Below are 16,094 nucleotides of genomic sequence, written 5' to 3'. Positions count from 1 at the left end.
CGGTACGGGCTCAGGCCGCGAGGGCGGCTGGTTCGACCCGCTCGACCGCGCCGGTGGGGATGTCGTAGACCCAGCCGTGCAGGGTGAGGACCCCGGCGCCCAGGGCGCGGGCCACGGCCGGGTGGGTGGCGAGGTTCGTGAGCTGTGCGGCGACGTTGGCCCGGATCAGGGCCCCCGGCTCGCGCCGCGCCGCGTCGGCGGCCGGGGCCGCGTGGCGCAGCCAGCCGGCCACGGCGGGCAGTTCCGCGAGGTCCCGGCCTTCGGCGAGCGCGGTCATGGCGCCGCAGGCGGAGTGCCCGCAGACCACGATGTCCGCGACGCCGAGGACGGCGACCGCGTACTCGATGCTGGCGCAGACGCCGTCGGCGCCGTCCACGGCACCCGGGTGGGCCGGTACGAGATTGCCGGCGGTCCGGATCACGAACAGCTCGCCCGGCTCCCGCTGGGTGATCAGCTCCGGGACGACGCGGGCGTCGGAGCAGCCGATGAAGAGCGTCCGCGGCCGGTGGTCGGTCGCCAGGCGGGCGAAGAGCTCCGCCTTAGCCGGGAAGACGTCCTGCTGAAAGTGTGCGAGGCCCTCGGCGAGGTCGTGCACGGTCACTCCCTTCGGTGGGGTCGGCCCCGGTCGGGCTGACGAGATCCACCATGCATGACCTGCATCTATAGTGTCCAAGACATGCTGCGCATGATCCTTATTGGTCGCATCTATACTTCACTCCATGCCCCTGGAACTGCGCCATCTCCGCTATCTGCTGGCCGTGGCCGAGCACGGCAGCTTCACCCGCGCCGCCGAGGAGCTGCACATCTCGCAGCCCACGCTGTCCCAGCAGATCAAGCAGCTGGAGCGGACCGTGGGCGTCCAGCTGCTGGACCGTACGGGGCGGGCCGTACGCCTGACCGACGCCGGCGCGACCTTCGTCCCGTACGCGCGCCGCGCGCTCCAGGAGCTGGCCACCGCCGAGCGGGCCGTACTGGACGTGGCGGACCTCTCCCGCGGCAGCCTGCGCCTCGCCATGACCCCGACCTTCACCGCGTACCTGCTGGGCCCGCTCGCCGCGCGGCTCCACGCCCGGCACCCCGGAATCACCCTGAACGTCAAAGAAATGACGCAGGGTCAGCTGGAAGCGGCGCTGCTGGCCGACGCCGTCGACCTCGGCATCGCCTTTCGGGGAGCCCACCTGCCCGGCATCGGCGCCACCGACCTGTTCACCGAGACCCTCGGCCTGGTCGTCGGCCCCGAGCACCCGCACGCCGGCCGCACCGAGCCCCTGCCGGTGTCCGAACTCCCCGCATGCCCCCTCGCGTTGCTCAGCGAGGACTTCGCCACACGGGAGCACGTCGACGCCCATTTCCGCCGCCACCGCGTCGCGCCGCGGATCGCCGTCGAGGCCGACTCCATCAGCGCCCTCACCGAGATCGTCCGCCGCACCGGGCTGGCCACCGTGCTCCCCGACGCGCTCACCCGTGGCGACACGCCGTTGCACCCCGTCCCGCTCGCCCCCGCCCTCCCCGCGCGGACCGTGGTCCTGCTGCGCCGCGAGAGCGCGTACGAGAGCGCCGCCGTCCGCGCCTTCACCGCGCTCGCCCGGCAGTGGGCCCCGTCCTGAACCCGGCCGGTCAGCCCGCGAACACCGCCGACGCCTCGGCGGCGTACTCGCGCAGCTCCGGCTCCACGGCGGCCGGGCCCGCGCCGACCGCCGCGAGCAGGCGCCGGGTCTCGTCCTCGGTGGCGTGGCTCAGCAGCCAGGCCCGCGACCACGCCGGGTCCGCCGAGCGGTCGGCCCGGCGGACGCGGGCCTGCGCGGCGGCGTAGGCGGCGCCGGGCACCCGGCGGGCGATGACCGGCAGGACGTGCCGCTCCTCGGCTTCGATGTGCGCGGCCAGCAGGTCCCGCTGGGCGGCGAGCAGCCCGGCCAGCCGTCCCGCGTGGCGCCCGGGCTCGGCGGCGAAACGTGCCGCGGCCGCGTCGCAGTCGGCCTGGACCGCGTCGAGCGCCTCGTGGTCGGCGACGAAGCCGGCGAGACCGGCCGCCGCCTCGGCGGCGTCGGGCACCGCGTCCAGGACGACCGGCCACAGGGTCCGGTCCTCGCGGTGGTGCCCGCGTACCGCGTCGTTGAAGCGGTGCACGTACCCGGCGATGGCCCCGGCCCGCGCGGGACCGGCCGGCTCGGCCGCCGCGGCGAGAGCGGCGAGCAGCCCGGCCAGGCGCTCGATGTCGGCCAGGATCGCGCGATGGGCGACCCGGACGCCGGTGAGATCGGCGGCGGCCGGGCCGTACGGCCTCGCGGGGGCGACGTGTTCGCTGTCCATACGGAGACTGTGCGCGCCCCGTGTCAGCGTCGGGTCAACGTTCGATGAACGCCGTCCGTCCACTGCGTCATAGGCTCGGGGTACGTCCGCCCCCCTCCCCCGGAGATCCTGGAGATCCGCACCATGCCGCCCACCGGTCCGCAGTCCGTCGACCGCGCGCTCGCGATCCTCGACGCCGTCGCCGACGCGCCCGGGCCGCTCGGCGCCAAGGCCCTGGCCCGGCGGCTGGGATGCTCGCTGTCCACGGCCTACCACCTCCTGGCCCCGCTCACCGAGCGCGGCTACCTCCTGCGCACCCCGCGGGGGTACGAGCTCGGGCCGCGGATCCCGGGGCTGCACCGGAGCCTGCTGCGCCGTCTGGAGCCCGCGCCGCGCATGGCGGACCTGCTGGCCCGGCTGCGCCGCCGCACCGGCGCCGAGGCGTACCACACCGCGTACCGGGGCGGCCTGATCACGGTCGTCGACACCACGGCTCCGGTCACGGACGCGGCGCATCCGTTCGCCCCCGGCCGCGAGACCCGGGCGCACGCCACCGCGCACGGCAAGGCGCTGCTCGCCGAGCTGCCCCGGCCGCTGCGGCGGCGGTACCTGGCCGAGCACGGGATGGCCCGCCTGACCGGGGCCACCATCACCAGCGCGGAGCTGCTGGAGGCGGAGCTCTCCCGGGTCCGCGGGCAGGGTTTCGCCGTGTCGGTCGGCGAGGCCGATCCCGCGTACACCTGCCTGGCCGTACCCCTGCCGCGCGGCCGCGACCAGAACCACGACGGCGACGCGGTGCACGCCCTGTCGGTGTCCCTGCCGACCGAGGAGTTCCGGCGAGGCCCGCGGGAGATCCGCGCCGCGCTCGCGCGGGCCGCGGCGGAGTGCGGCCGAGACCGGCCGGGGGATCCTCCGGGGCCGTTTTCCGACGCTGCCGGAAATACGGTGTGATGGGGATGCGCGGGCCCGGCCGGAGTGCCAGGCTGGTCGGCATGATCTTCATCGCCGTCAGGTTCGACGTCCGTCCGGAGCACAGCGACAACTGGCTCACGCTCGTCGACGAGTTCACCCGGGCCACCCGCAACGAGCCCGGAAACCTCTTCTACGACTGGTCGCGCAGCGTCGACGACCCCACCAAGTACACCCTCCTGGAAGCCTTCACCGACGCCGAGGCGGGCGCGGCGCACGTCGCGTCCGACCACTTCAAGGCCGGTATGGAGACCCTCGCCGGCGCCATCGCGAGCACCCCGGAGATCATCCACGTCGAGGTGCCCGGCCAGGGCTGGAGCGCCATGGCCGAGCTCTCCCCGCGCAACTGAACCGCCCGGCCGGCGGCCCCGCCTCTACGAGGAGGGCCCCAGCAGGCGGGCCGCCGTCTCGCGCATCTCGACCTTGCGGACCTTGCCGGTCACGGTCATCGGGAACTCCTCCACGACGTGCACGTACCGCGGGATCTTGAAGTGGGCCAGCCGTCCGTCACAGTACGCGCGGACGGCTTCCGCGGTCAGCGGCGGTGCCCCCTCGCGCATCCGCACCCATGCCATCAGCTCCTCCCCGTACTTGGCGTCGGGGACCCCGATGACCTGCACGTCCAGGACGTCCGGATGGCCGTGGAGGAACTCCTCGACCTCACGCGGGTACACGTTCTCCCCGCCCCGGATCACCATGTCCTTGATGCGGCCCGTGATGCTCAGGTAGCCGTCCTCGTCCATCACCGCCAAGTCGCCGGTGTGCATCCAGCGGGCGGCGTCGACGGCCTCGGCGGTGCGCTCCGGCTCGCCCCAGTAGCCGAGCATCACCGAGTAGCCGCGGGTGCACAGCTCCCCGGGCTCCCCGCGCCGTACGGTCCGCCCCGACTGCGGATCGACCACCTTGACCTCCAGGTGGGGGCCGACGCGGCCCACCGTGGAGACCCTGCGCTCGACCGAGTCGTCGGCGCGGGTCTGCGTGGACACCGGCGAGGTCTCCGTCATCCCGTAGCAGATGGACACCTCGCGCATGCCCATGCGGTCGATGACCTCCTTCATCACCTCGACCGGGCAGGGAGAGCCCGCCATGATGCCCGTACGCAGGCTGGACAGGTCGTACGCGTCGAATCCGGGCGCGGCGAGCTCGGCGATGAACATCGTGGGGACCCCGTACAGGGAGGTGCAGGACTCGGCCTCGACCGCGGCGAGGGTGGCCCGCGGGTCGAAGGCGGGCGCCGGGATGACCATGGCCGCCCCGTGGCTGGTGCAGGCGAGGTTGCCCATCACCATCCCGAAGCAGTGGTAGAAGGGCACCGGGATGCAGACCCGGTCCTGTTCCGTGTAGTGGCACAACTCCCCGACGAAGAAACCGTTGTTGAGGATGTTGTGGTGCGAGAGGGTCGCCCCCTTGGGGAAGCCCGTCGTCCCCGAGGTGTACTGGATGTTGACCGGGTCGTCGGCGCTCAGCTCCGCCGCCGCCCGTACGAGGTCGGCCGGGTCGCCGCCGCGGCCCCGCTCCAGGAGTGAGGTCCACTGCGGCGACTCCAGCAGGACGGTGAACTCCAGGTCCGGGCAGCCCGGCGCGACCTCCTCGATCATCCCGGCGTAGTCGGAGGACTTGAAGCGCTCCGCCGCGACGAGCAGCCGGATCCCGGCCTGGCGCAGGACGTACTCCACCTCGTGCGAGCGGTACGCCGGGTTGACGGTGACGAGGATCGCCCCGATCTTGGCGGTGGCGTACTGCACCAGCGTCCACTCGCCGCGGTTGGGGGCCCAGATCCCGACCCGGTCCCCCTTGGCGATGCCCAGGTCCAGCAGGCCGAGCGCGAGGGCGTCGACGTCGGCGGCGAACTCCGCGTACGTCCAACGGCGTCCGGCGGCCAGGTCGACGAGGGCGTCGCGGTCGGGGAAGCGGCGGACGGTGCGGTCCAGGTTCTCGCCGATCGTGTCGCCCAGCAGCGGTACTTCGAAGACCCCGGATGCGTAACTCGACGCTGTGCTCGACGCGGCAGACACACGTACCTCCTGGAATCGGTGGCGGGGCGGGGCCCGGCGGCCCGGCGCCCCCTCATGATCCTCTTCGTCCCGGGCCCCGGCCACCCCGTCAGCGGATGCAGCCGACGATCCTGACGGAGACCTCCGCGCTGCCGGTGACGCCGGCCGCCGGATCGGTCGCGGTGAACACCAGCTCGTACGTCCCGTCGGGGAGCAGCGGGACCAGGAAGCGGCCCGACGCGCCCGCGCCCAGCGTCACCGGCCCGTTCGGCCCGGCGATCCGCCAGCTCGTGTACTGCGGGTCGGTGAGGGGCCGGTCGTCCGGGCGGGTCCGGGCCGTCGCGGCGAACGACTCCTCGCAGCCCCGGCGCAGTTGGCCGTCGGCCGACGGCTGCCGGATGGCCACCGCCGGGGCCTGCGGCTGCTGCCGGGTCGGCGGACCGCTCTGCGACGGGGTGCCCGGCCGGCTCGGGCCGCCCTGGGTCGGGGTTCCGGGGCTGTTGGGGCCGCCGGGCGTGGGAGTCGTACCGGGCGCGGCGGACGGGCTCGTGGACGGCGAAGCACCGGCAGCCGGGGCGGAGGGCGAGGACGAGGGCGGCTCGGATGCCTTGCCGTCCGGCGTGCCGGGCCCCGGATCGAGCGCGTGCGGCAGTTCGGGGCGGGAGACGGTGGGCGGGACGGGGGCCTCGGCCGGCTCGGTGGGCTCGGCGTCGATCGTGGCGCACACGGCGGTGGCGACCAGTTCCTGGCTGTCCGGCACCGGCGAGACGTTCAGTTCCTGGTCGTCCGGGCCGCGGCGGTGCGAGTCGAAGTAGCCGTTGCCGGTGAGTGTCTCCCGGTCGCTGTGCTCGATCCAGACCGAGTTGTGGTAGTCGAGACCTGCCTTCTGCTGGTTCCTGCCGGTGACGTGCCAGGCCGTCACCTTGTGGCCCGAGGGCTCGCCGGACGCGGCCGGGGCGTCGGACGGCGCGTACAGCCAGCCGTCGCCGAAGAAACGCGTCGGAGCGTCCGAGCCGGCCGTCTCGTTGAGGGCGGGGAACTGGAAGCCGCCGCCGACGACCAGCTTCCCCTTGGGGCAGGACACGGCCGCGTCCGCACTGCCGCCCGCGGCCACCGCCACCCGGACGGTGGCCACGGACACGCTCGCCAGCCGCACGCAGATCGGCCGCACGCTGACCGCGTAGTTCGCCTCAGCCGGCTGCGGGTCCTCGATCCGGGTCTGGTGCGTGATGAACTCGGAGGTGTGGACCGGGAAGACGGCGCCGCTCAGCCGGGTGCCCGGGTTGAGCCTGACGTACGGGACGGACTTGGCGGCGTCGGTGTACGCCGACTTCGTGGTCAGGCTGTCGAGCGGGACCGGCGCGACGCCGCGGCCCGTCACGGTGCGGGCCGACCGGAACTCGGTGCCCAGCGAGGTGAAGTCGCCGGGGCAGGACGGCGAGGCGGAGCCGTGCTTGGCCGCGTCCACGAACGGCCCGTCGGTCGTGAGGTCGTGGATCGTCCCGCCGCCGCTGGCGGCGAGCATCTTGTTGCCCCGGTCCTGGAAGGCGTGCACCTGCTCGGACCAGGCGGCGCCGGCGCGGAACTCCGGTTTCGCGTTGACGCACAGCGCATACGAGGTGAGGGTGGCGGGTGCGGCGTCCGGGTTGTACGCGGCCGCCAGCCAGGCGTCGCCCACGAAGAGGCTGCTCGTGGCGAAGCCCGTCCCGGTGATGGCGTACCCGCCGCCGAGCGCCTTCTCGTGGCTCTGGCAGGCGGCGACGGCGGACTGCTCGCCTCCCGCCGCCACCGGTACGGAGACGCTGCGCTGGACGACCGCCAGGTGCGGGCCGCCCCCCAGCGCCCATACACCGGCCCCCACCGCGCCGGTCACGACCAGGGCGCCCGCGGCGGCCACGGCGGCCGTCTTGACCGTGATCGCGCTCCCCAGCTTCGCGAAGACTCCAGAGCCCATCGTCGATGCCCCTCCCCCGGCCGTACGGCCCGCGCCTCCCCGCAGCAGCGGGGCGTGGGCAATGTAGCGCTGCGTGCGATACGCGTCACAGAGGCCTGAAGTATCGGTTCTGCTACGGACTCCCCTCCCCCGGGCAAAGCCCTTCGCACAGGTCGAACGGTGGCACTGGCACCACCACGGATACGGGTGACCGGGATATCGAGCGCGCGGTGGCCCGCGCGGGACGATCAAGGGGACCAGCCGTATCCCAGGGGGAGTTCAGACATGCACGTGTTCAAGAGGCCCGGGCGTTGGCTCACGGCCGCCGCCTGCACACTGCTCGCCGCAGCGGCCCTGCCCACCGGCCCGGCGAGCGCCGCGGGCACTGCGAGCGCCGCGGGCGCGGCGGGCCGCTCGGCGGCCGGCCCCGCGATCGCGCCGGTGCCGGACCGATACCGCCGGCAGCTGCTCGACTGGCAGCCCTGCGCGGGCGGTTCACTGGAGTGCGCCTCGATGTCCGTGCCCCGGGACTGGTACCACCCGGACGCCGGGCCGGACCTGACCGTCGCCGTCTCCCGGCACCGCGCGGCCGATCCGGCGAAGCGGCGGGGCGTGCTCATGATGGCGGCGGGCGGCCCCGGCGCCTCGGGGCTCCCCCGGCCGGCCCGTCTCGCCTCGTACAGTCCGAAGCTGGCGGCCGCGTACGACATCGTCTCCTTCGACCAGCGGGGCGTGGGCGCGAGCACGAAGGTCGTCTGTTCGGACCAGGACGAGGTCGACGCCATGTTCGGCGGCGCCGACGACCCGCGCGACCGTTCGGCGGCCGCCGTCCGGCGGACCTTCGACCGCGCGCGGGAGTTCGTACGGGACTGCGAGCGCGCCTCGGGCGCCCTGCTGCCGTACATCACCACCGACCAGGCCGTGCACGACATGGACCTGTACCGGGAGCTGCTCGGGGCGGAGAGGATCTCGTACTACGGCCCCTCGTACGCCACCTTCCTCGGGGCGTACTACGCGACCGGGTTCCCGCGCCGCGTGGAGCGGATCGTCCTCGACAGCAACATCGACTTCACCGGGGACTGGCAGTCCTTCCTGACCGGGCAGCCGATGAGCTTCCAGCGCCGCTTCGACCAGGACTTCCTGCCGTGGCTGGCGGCCAACGACGCCACGTACCACCAGGGGCGCACCCCCGAGGAGGCGAAGGCCTCCTACGAGCGGTTGCGTGCCGCCCTGCGCGACCGGCCGCTGGACGTCGAGGGCACGCTCGTCACGCCCAGCCACCTCGACACGGCGGCCACCAACGCCCTGTACAACGAGAGGCAGTTCGCGGACCTCGCCGCCCTCCTCGGCTTCCTGGACCATCCCGGACAGGCGTCGGCGCAGACGCGGAAGGCCGTCGCCGACAGGCTGCGGCACCCCATGGGCGCGGAGTTCATCGCCGACTTCTCCGCGGTCACCTGCGGGGACACCCCGTGGAACCGCGACGGCCGATACTGGGTCCGGGAGAGCGCCGAGGCCACCCGCGCCCATCCGCTGGCCGGTGCGCGGGAGTTGACGTACGCCTCGGTCTGCGCGAACTGGCCGCGCTCGAAGGCCCCGCGCGTCAAGGTCACCGGCGAGGGGCTGCCGCCGGTGCTGATGCTCAACTCGAAGAACGACCCCGCGACGTACTACGAGGCCGCTGTGCGCGCCCACCGCGGGCTGGCCGGATCCCGGCTGGTGACCGTGGAGGGCGGCGACCACGGCCAGTTCCAGAACGGCAACGCGTGCGTCGACGCGTACGTCGAGGACTACCTGCTGGACGGCGCCCTGCCGGCCGGCGACACCGGGTGCCCGGCACCTCGGCGGTGATCCGGCCGGACGCCCGGCGGCGCCGTCACCCCCGACGGCGCCGTCACTCCTCGACGGCGCCGCCCATCCGGCGCAGGTGCCGGCGGAAGGTGTACGAGGGGTCGGCCTCGCGCAGGACCAGGTAGTCGGCGAAGGCCGTCTGGGTGCGCAGGGATTCGCCCGCGCGGATGCGGCGGGCCTGTTCGCGCTCGGTCCCCCGGATCCCGAGCGCGGCGTCCAGCACCTCTTCGACCCGGTCGGCGGGTACGAACAGCACCCCGTCGGCGTCGCCGAAGACGAAGTCCCAGCCGCCGACGAGGTGCGGGCCGAACCGGGCGGTGACCAGCGCCTCGGGCTCGCGTTCGTCCAGCCGTACCGGCCCGGGCGGGTGGCTTCCGTAGCTGAAGACGGGCAGGCCGATCTCGGCCAGCTCGGGCGTGTCGCGGTGCAGCCCCCAGACGACGAGGCCGCTCACACCGGCGCTCTCGGCTTCGAGGGCCGCGAGGTCGCCGACGCAGGCCTCGTCCGTCCGGCCGCCGTTGTCGATGACCAGGACGTCACCGGGCTCGGCGGATCCGTACGCCTCCAGGAACACGTCGACGCTGCCGTAGTGGCGCACCGGCAACGCGCGGCCGGCCACCCGGTGGCCGGGCAGTACCGTGCGGATGCCGGGCGGTGCCACGCGCACCGGCACTCCGGTACGCAGGCAGGCATCGGCCACGAGCGGCGTGGACAGGTCGGTGAAGGCCTTCAGCATGCCGTCTCCCCTTCTTCTCCCGAACGGACGGCTGGGTCAGCCACCGCCCCCCATGGTGCCCGCCCGGCGGCCCGGGCGCGGGGGTTCGGGGCGGGAAGTCACGGGATGTCGGTGTCCGACGGCTCCGCTGCGTAGAGGTGCGGCCCCTCGCCCTGCCATTCGACGAGCTCCGAGTCGCCGAGGACCGCGTCGTCGGGGTCGGGCACCCCGGCCCGGCGCAGGAACTCGATCACGTCGGCGTCGTCGAAGGCCAGGCCGAGGACGGTGTCCTGGCCCTCGGCGCGCAGGGAGACGCGGCGGCCGCCGGCCGGGGCGAGCGGGTGGACGAGGATCGGCGCGTGGTGCATGGCCCCAGCCTCCGCCGGGAGGGCCGGGGCCGCAATCCGCGGTACGCGGCCGTGCGCCGCGCGGGTGAGGGGCCCGTACTCCCCGGAGGGTCACTCGGCGCCGATGCGGCCCCCGAGCCACTCCAGTGCGGGCGGGATCTCCCGCCGCCAGGTGTTGAACCCGTGGCCGCCGCTGTCGAGCGTGATCGACGAGACGCGGGCCGGGGACTTCACCTTCGCGATGAACTTCTGCGTGTCCTTGTAGTTCGGCTCGCCCTGCTTCGAGCTCGCCACCAGGAAGGAGGACGTGCCCTGCGGCAGGTTGTCCAGGCTCCACAGCAGGTCGGATCGTTTCTCCTCGGCGGCGTTCCCACGGAAGAGATCACCCGAGTCCGCGTCGAGCTCGGGCTTGTAGTCCGTCGACAGGCCCACTCCGGCCGCGTAGTGCTCCGGATGCTGCAAGGCCGTCTTCAGGGCGCAGTAACCCCCGGTGGAGTCCCCCATGATGGCCCAGTTCGAGGGCGAGGTGCCGACGCGGTAGGCGCCGGAGATCGCCTTGGGCAGGTCCGTACCGAAGAAGGTCTCGCTGAGCGGTCCGCCCGGCACGTCGACGCACTGGCTGTTGCGGGTCGGTATCACCGAGGGCTGCATCATCACCAGGATCATCGGCGGCATCTTCTTCTGCTTGGCGAGCCTCCACGCCGTCCTCGGGTAGTCCAGCCCTTTGAGCAGGTTCTCGGCCATCCCCGGGAAGCCGGTCAGGACCACGGTGGCGGGGAACTTCGCGTCCTCCTTCCCCTTCTGGAAGTACTCGGGGGGCAGGTACACGTAGGCCTGGACGACGGACTTGGACCCCTCGCCCCGCACCGTGATCTTCTCGATCTCACCGCCGATGCGGGGCGTCGCGCCGCCGGGCACGTCCGTCGGCTGCCGGCCGAGGACGCGGACCGCCGCGCCGCCGGGCAGGTCCTCGCCCGCGGAGGGCGCCGCCTTGTGCGTCCCGGCGAGGTCCGCCCAGGTCCCGTAGAGCAGGAAGGTCCGGTTGGCGGCGAGGCCGACGGAGGCGAGCAGCAGCACCTGGAGCGTCAGGACGACACCGACCCGGCCGAGCACCGGCCGCGCGCCCCGGCGGCCGAGGCGCGGCCAGAGCCACACGGCGGCGGAGAAGGCCAGCACCGTGGCGAGGAGGACGAGGATCAGGAGCGTACTGCTGGTGAGACTCACGGATCAGGGGAACTCTCTGCGCTGGCCGGTTCGGCACGGACCCGCGGTCCGGCGGCGCCGCCTGTGCCGGCGCACAAGGCTAGACCGCATCGGGCCCCGATCCGTTCCACACCGCGCGCAGCGGAAAGCGGAAGCCGCCGACGCGCTCGCGCCCGCTGCGCGCCGTCCCGGCCGGGGGCGAACTCCAGCCAATCGCTTGACATGGGCCTGACATTTCAAGGTCCCTGTGGGACGTTCCCTGGCGCGTCTCGAAAGCTCTCTCCCCGCGCCGGTACGGAAACCGCCTCCGTCAGGCCGGGCGCACGCCGGCGAGGCCCCCCAAGGCCCCGCTTCACACCCCACGAGGACGTGGCGAAGAGGAGCGACAGCATGAAGATCTCGACCTGGCCGGGCGCGGCCGTACTGGCAGCGACCGTGATCGTCGGCGCGGCGACGTCGGCGACGGCCCTCGGCCCCACCGCGGACCAGCAGCTCGACGGCGTCATCGTCGTCGCCGGCAACACCTGTACCTGGACCAACGCACGCACCAGCGCCAACCCCCCGAGCGCGCTGACCGTCGACCGGACCACCATCAACACGCCCGGCGGCAACCTCGGCTGCAGCGGCGGCATCACCGCCTCCCTCAACAACAACCCCGCGTTCACCTTCGACGACGCCGCCGGCCTCGCCAGGACCGACGCCATCGACATCACGGGCAAGATGAGCTTCATCTCCTGCCGCTACAAGGCCACGAACATCACGTGGAACCGTGACGGAGCCACCCGCAAGTACCTCAACCAGGCCTTCACCGCGACCAGGACCTCCGGCAGCTTCCTGTGCCCCGGCTCGGTCACGACGCCGGCCGGCGACGCCTCGATGCTGTTCCACTGAGCCGCATCCGCGCATCCGCACGCACCGTGTGCCGCGGCCCCGCCGGGGGCCGCGGCACACCCGCGAGGTGCGGGAACGGTCAGGGCCGGGGCCGGATCTCCAGGGTGCAGCACTTGACGCTGCCGCCGCCCTTGAGCAGTTCGGACAGGTCCATGCCGATGGGGTGGAAGCCGCGCTCGCGCAGCTGCCCAGCGAGCCCCTCGGCGGCCTCGGGGAGCACCACGTTCAGACCGTCGCTGACGGCGTTCAGCCCGAACACGGCGGCATCCTGCGCGGAGACGAGCAGCGCGTCGGGGAAGAGCGTCTCCAGGAGGGCGCGGCTGCCGGGGGCGAAGGCCTCCGGGTGGTACATGATCTCGTCGCCGTCGAGCACGGCGAGCGCCGTGTCGAGGTGGTAGTAGCGCGGGTCGACCAGCTCCAGACTGATCACGGGCCGGCCGAAGAAGGCCTCCGCCTCCCGGTGGCCGCGCTCGTCGCTGCGGAACCCGTGTCCGGCCAGGACGTGGCCGGCGGTGACGAGGAAGTCGCCCTCGCCCTCGTTGACGTACTCCGGGTCGTGCAGCGTGGTGAAGCCGTTCTCCCGGAACCAGTCCAGGTACGCGGGACCCTCGGCGAGGCGCTCGGCGTTGCGGAAGCGGGCTCCGAGGACGCGGCCGTCGACGACGGTGGCCCCGTTGGCCGCGTACACCATGTCGGGCAGGCCGGGCACCGGCTCGATCAGCTCGACGGTGTGCCCGAGCTCGCGGTACAGGTCGCGCAGCCGCTCCCACTGGAGGACGGCGAGGCCCGCGTCGACCGGCTTCCCGGGGTCCATCCAGGGGTTGATCGCGTACACCACCTCGAAGTGGGAGGGGCGGCACATCAGGTACCGGCGCGGACGCTGTTCGCGCGGCCGGGCGGAGGGCGTCGGGGCAGAGGTCATGGTCGCTCCCGGGCGGGGGCCACGGCGGTGGCCGGTATGAGGGGTCGTTCCGGGCAGCAGCTTGGGCGCGGCGGGCGAACGCCGGATGAAGCGGGTACGGCCACCGGGGGCGCACCGCGCGAGCAGTTCGGTCGCGGGGACCGCCCCCGGCGGTGCGGGCCGGGGGCGGGGGCGTGCAGTCGTCGGAGGGTGCTCAGGCCTGGCAGAGGGAGCGTTCGTGGTCGACCGTGGCGGTCGCCCGGGAGTACTGCCACTGCGGGGCCAGGAGCTGGGCGTTGAGCTGGGCGGCCGCCGCCGGACTCTCCACCACGTAGCCGAAGTCCTGGAGCCACGCCGGGTAGAGGTTCTTGGAGCCGATGTAGAAGGCCGAGTCGTCGACGGAGACCACCTTGTGGTGCTGCGCGTACGGGTGGCCGTCGGCCCAGGCCGGGCTCTGGGAGCTGCGGAAGGTGGCCAGCTGGAGGTTCGAGCACATCGTGGCCTTCGCCGCGCCCTGGTCGCCGGTCAGCAGGGCGAGGCGGTCGCGCAGGGTGTCGCTGATCTCCGAGAGCGACTTGATCTGCGAGTAGCCGCCGCTGCCCACGGCCCCGCGGTTGGCGGGGTCGCTGACGACGATGCGCACCTTGACCCCGGCCGCCATGCGGGCGGCGAGGGCGTCGTAGACGCGGATGTCGTAGCGGGGCAGGGGCGGGCAGGTCGCGTTGACGTCCTGCTGGGAGATCTCGATGTGCCCCTTCGCGCTGGAGATCAGCGTCCGCAGGGCGCTCTCCTCCGGGTTGACGGTGTCGTAGTCGCGGTCGGCGTTGGTGTTGTCGTGCAGACCGACGACGCACTTCGTGTCGGGGGCGCTGGGGAGGGTGGGCCGGAAGGCGGAGGACGGGTCGCTCTGCTTGATGCCGACGCCGAGTCCGCCCACGGCGACGGCCGGTACGTCGCCGGGGGCGGCCGCGGGCGTGGCGGGGGCGGTGTCCTTGGCCATCGCGGGCATGCAGGCGGCGCCGTTGGAGGAGGCGAACCAGACGCTGGCGATGTTGCTCTTGTTCTGGCAGGTCCAGGACCACAGCTCGTCCAGGTAGCGGCCCGCGGAGGCGGCGGCCGGCCCACGCAGGGCGAGGTCGACGTCGGCGACCGGGTGGGCGGTCTCCAGGTAGTCGTCCTTCCAGTCGTTGATGCCGCCGGTGATCACGGACTGGCCGTCGACCACGAGCAGCTTGGAGTGGTTCCAGGAGAACGCCGTCTTCGAGGTCGTCATCGAGGCGACGTTGAGGTCGACGTTGCGGGCGTCCGCGCCCAGCTTGGCCACGAGCTCGTCCCGGTACTTCGAGGGCAGGACGTTCAGGTGGTAGACGGGGGCGGCGCCGACGAGCACCCGCACCTTGAGCTTGTTCCCGCGCGCGGCGGAGGACTTGAGGCCCGCGACGATCGCGTCCTGGAACGCGCCGTTGGGGAACGGCGCCAGGGTCGATATGTCGACGGTGCGCGTCGCCCGGGAGACGTTCTCCGTCATCTTCGCGAGCAGCCGCTCGGTTCCGGGGCGCGCGCCGCACGTGGCGTCGCCCCAGCAACCGGGGGTCTGCAGCAGCCAGTCGCCACTCCCGGGCGTCGAGGCGTCGAGGACGTTGCCGCCGGTGCGCTCCCAGACCCGGCCTTCGAGGCCGGGGGAAACCTGGCGGAGCGTCTGCTCCACCGCGTCGAGGTGGGGCGCCGGGGCGGCCGGCCCCGAGCCGGGCGCCGGGGCCGCGGAGGCCGGGACCGCGGTGAACAGGGCCAGCAGGGCCGCGGGGACCGCCGCGCGCGCGTAGAGGGCTGACGGACGGTGAACTGACGGGCGGGACTGGGTAGGGCGGTGCACTGTGACTTCCTTGCAGGAGGGATCGCCATCGCCGCGAAGGGGCGACCGGCAAGATCAACTCCCGGAAGTTACCACCGGGTTGGAAGGGCGGGGAATTCGCACATATCGGATTCGGCCACCGTCCCGCCGCCCGGCGCGCGGGGCGGGACCGAAATGAAGCCGGATGGCCGGATTGGACAAGTGCCCGATGGACCGACCACGATGATGCGCGCTAGATCGCGGCAGCTCAGGGGGGCAAACCGGATACATGGTGATGTTCCTCCGATCCATCCGCTACGTCCCCGTTTCCGACACCGGAGAGATTTCGCCATGAGCTTCGGCGACCCGAACAACCCGTACGGCCAGCAGCCCCCGCAGGGTCAGCCCGGCTACCCGCAGCAGGCCCCCCAGGGCGTGCCCCCGCAGTACGGCTACCCGCAGCAGCCCCCGCAGGGCGCCCAGCCGCAGTACGGCTACCCCCAGCCCCCGCAGCAGACCCCGCCGCCGTACGGCGCCTACCCGGCGCCCGCCGTGCCGGGCATGCCGGGCTCGGGCATGCCGCCGCTCGCCCACTGGGGCCAGCGCTTCGGCGCGTACCTGCTCGACGCGCTCATCATCGCCGGTCCGATGTACGCCCTCGGCTTCATCGACCTGGCCGCCAGCAGCGACCCCGCGAACGGCGGCCCCGGGGTGTTCTTCATGATCGGCTGGCTGTACGCGCTGGGCATGGGCATCTTCCAGCTCCACAAGGAAGGCACCACGGGCCAGACCATCGGCAAGAAGGTCCTGGGCATCAGCCTGCGCCGCGAGGCCGACGGCGCCTTCATCGGCTTCGGCATGGCCTTCGTCCGCAAGCTGGCCCACATCCTCGACGGCCTCCCCTGCTACGTCGGCTTCCTGTGGCCGCTGTGGGACGAGAAGAAGCAGACCTTCGCCGACAAGGTGTGCAACACCGTCGTCATCCAGGTCCCCAAGGGCTGAGGCCGCCCCTCTCCCCCCACTCTCCCCCCACCCACCCGGCAGCGGAGCTCCTCCGCTGCCGGGTGGGTGCGTTGCGTGGCGGGAGGAACGTCCGGCAGCGGGACGGGAGGAGCCGGCGCGGCGGTACGGCGGCACCGGTACGGGCGACACCCGGCCGACGGCCCGTCA

15 protein-coding genes are annotated in these 16,094 nt (G+C 73.2%); 6 read left to right on the top strand and 9 right to left on the bottom strand.

From position 1 onward, the window contains the following. Positions 1 to 10: 10 nt before the first annotated feature. Positions 11 to 595: a carbonic anhydrase gene (locus tag CP980_RS30590; protein WP_132759925.1), complete on the bottom strand. Its 585-nt coding sequence runs from the start codon at positions 593 to 595 to the stop codon at positions 11 to 13. Between the two features lie 124 nt (positions 596 to 719). Between CP980_RS30590 and cynR the strand changes: the two genes are divergently transcribed. Then, positions 720 to 1,607 (top strand): transcriptional regulator CynR, encoded by an 888-nt coding sequence (gene cynR / locus CP980_RS30585; protein ID WP_132759924.1) that lies wholly within the window; start codon positions 720 to 722, stop codon positions 1,605 to 1,607. 10 nt (positions 1,608 to 1,617) lie between these two features. Here the strand turns inward: cynR and CP980_RS30580 are convergent, their stop codons facing one another. After that, complete coding sequence (locus tag CP980_RS30580; RefSeq protein WP_150529571.1) at positions 1,618 to 2,310, bottom strand: hemerythrin domain-containing protein; 693 nt, start codon at positions 2,308 to 2,310, stop codon at positions 1,618 to 1,620. Positions 2,311 to 2,433: 123 nt separating this feature from the next. Between CP980_RS30580 and CP980_RS30575 the strand changes: the two genes are divergently transcribed. Both CP980_RS30575 and CP980_RS30570 read left to right on the top strand, forming a co-directional pair. Continuing rightward, positions 2,434 to 3,240 carry an IclR family transcriptional regulator gene (locus CP980_RS30575; RefSeq protein ID WP_132759922.1) on the top strand — a complete coding sequence of 269 codons (807 nt, stop codon included), beginning with the start codon at positions 2,434 to 2,436 and terminating at the stop codon, positions 3,238 to 3,240. A gap of 41 nt (positions 3,241 to 3,281) precedes the next feature. Then, entirely contained in the window at positions 3,282 to 3,608 is a 327-nt protein-coding gene (locus tag CP980_RS30570; RefSeq protein ID WP_099896049.1) for a putative quinol monooxygenase, read from the top strand. Between the two features lie 24 nt (positions 3,609 to 3,632). Here CP980_RS30570 and CP980_RS30565 read toward each other — a convergent pair whose 3' ends face one another. Beyond that, the gene (locus CP980_RS30565) at positions 3,633 to 5,273 is read right to left on the bottom strand and encodes an AMP-binding protein (protein ID WP_150529570.1); all 1,641 of its coding nucleotides are present in this window, start codon (positions 5,271 to 5,273) and stop codon (positions 3,633 to 3,635) included. 88 nt (positions 5,274 to 5,361) lie between these two features. Then, positions 5,362 to 7,206, bottom strand: coding sequence for a chromosomal replication initiator protein DnaA (locus CP980_RS36435; RefSeq protein ID WP_150529569.1), 1,845 nt, complete (start codon positions 7,204 to 7,206; stop codon positions 5,362 to 5,364). Positions 7,207 to 7,470: 264 nt separating this feature from the next. Between CP980_RS36435 and CP980_RS30555 the strand changes: the two genes are divergently transcribed. Further along, positions 7,471 to 9,036, top strand: a complete 1,566-nt coding sequence (locus tag CP980_RS30555; RefSeq protein ID WP_150529568.1) for an alpha/beta hydrolase — start codon at positions 7,471 to 7,473, stop codon at positions 9,034 to 9,036. Between the two features lie 43 nt (positions 9,037 to 9,079). On the opposite strand, the gene CP980_RS30550 is transcribed toward CP980_RS30555, so the two are convergent. The 3 genes from CP980_RS30550 to CP980_RS30540 all read right to left on the bottom strand — a co-directional run bounded on the left by CP980_RS30550 (position 9,080) and on the right by CP980_RS30540 (position 11,322). Continuing rightward, positions 9,080 to 9,772 carry an RraA family protein gene (locus tag CP980_RS30550; protein WP_132759918.1) on the bottom strand — a complete coding sequence of 231 codons (693 nt, stop codon included), beginning with the start codon at positions 9,770 to 9,772 and terminating at the stop codon, positions 9,080 to 9,082. A gap of 98 nt (positions 9,773 to 9,870) precedes the next feature. Next, entirely contained in the window at positions 9,871 to 10,119 is a 249-nt protein-coding gene (locus tag CP980_RS30545; RefSeq protein WP_150529567.1) for a hypothetical protein, read from the bottom strand. Positions 10,120 to 10,209: 90 nt separating this feature from the next. Then, the gene (locus tag CP980_RS30540; protein ID WP_150529566.1) at positions 10,210 to 11,322 is read right to left on the bottom strand and encodes an alpha/beta hydrolase; all 1,113 of its coding nucleotides are present in this window, start codon (positions 11,320 to 11,322) and stop codon (positions 10,210 to 10,212) included. 369 nt (positions 11,323 to 11,691) lie between these two features. On the opposite strand from CP980_RS30540, the gene CP980_RS30535 reads away from it, so the two are divergent. Next, positions 11,692 to 12,192 carry a hypothetical protein gene (locus CP980_RS30535; protein WP_132759915.1) on the top strand — a complete coding sequence of 167 codons (501 nt, stop codon included), beginning with the start codon at positions 11,692 to 11,694 and terminating at the stop codon, positions 12,190 to 12,192. A gap of 79 nt (positions 12,193 to 12,271) precedes the next feature. On the opposite strand, the gene ddaH is transcribed toward CP980_RS30535, so the two are convergent. Both ddaH and CP980_RS30525 read right to left on the bottom strand, forming a co-directional pair. After that, on the bottom strand, positions 12,272 to 13,114 hold the full coding sequence (gene ddaH, locus CP980_RS30530) for a dimethylargininase (protein WP_132759914.1): 843 nt from the start codon (positions 13,112 to 13,114) through the stop codon (positions 12,272 to 12,274). A 193-nt stretch (positions 13,115 to 13,307) separates the two neighbouring features. After that, the gene (locus tag CP980_RS30525) at positions 13,308 to 14,966 is read right to left on the bottom strand and encodes a phospholipase D-like domain-containing protein (RefSeq protein WP_229906998.1); all 1,659 of its coding nucleotides are present in this window, start codon (positions 14,964 to 14,966) and stop codon (positions 13,308 to 13,310) included. A 309-nt stretch (positions 14,967 to 15,275) separates the two neighbouring features. Here CP980_RS30525 and CP980_RS30520 point away from each other — a divergent pair, with 309 nt between their 5' ends. Next, a complete protein-coding gene (locus CP980_RS30520; RefSeq protein ID WP_132759913.1) occupies positions 15,276 to 15,926 on the top strand; it encodes an RDD family protein in 651 nt (216 codons plus the stop codon). The last annotated feature ends 168 nt before the right edge of the window (positions 15,927 to 16,094 follow it).

Source organism: Streptomyces vinaceus, assembly GCF_008704935.1.
Lineage (GTDB): Bacteria > Actinomycetota > Actinomycetes > Streptomycetales > Streptomycetaceae > Streptomyces > Streptomyces vinaceus.
This window is presented reverse-complemented; position numbering and strand designations above follow the sequence as displayed.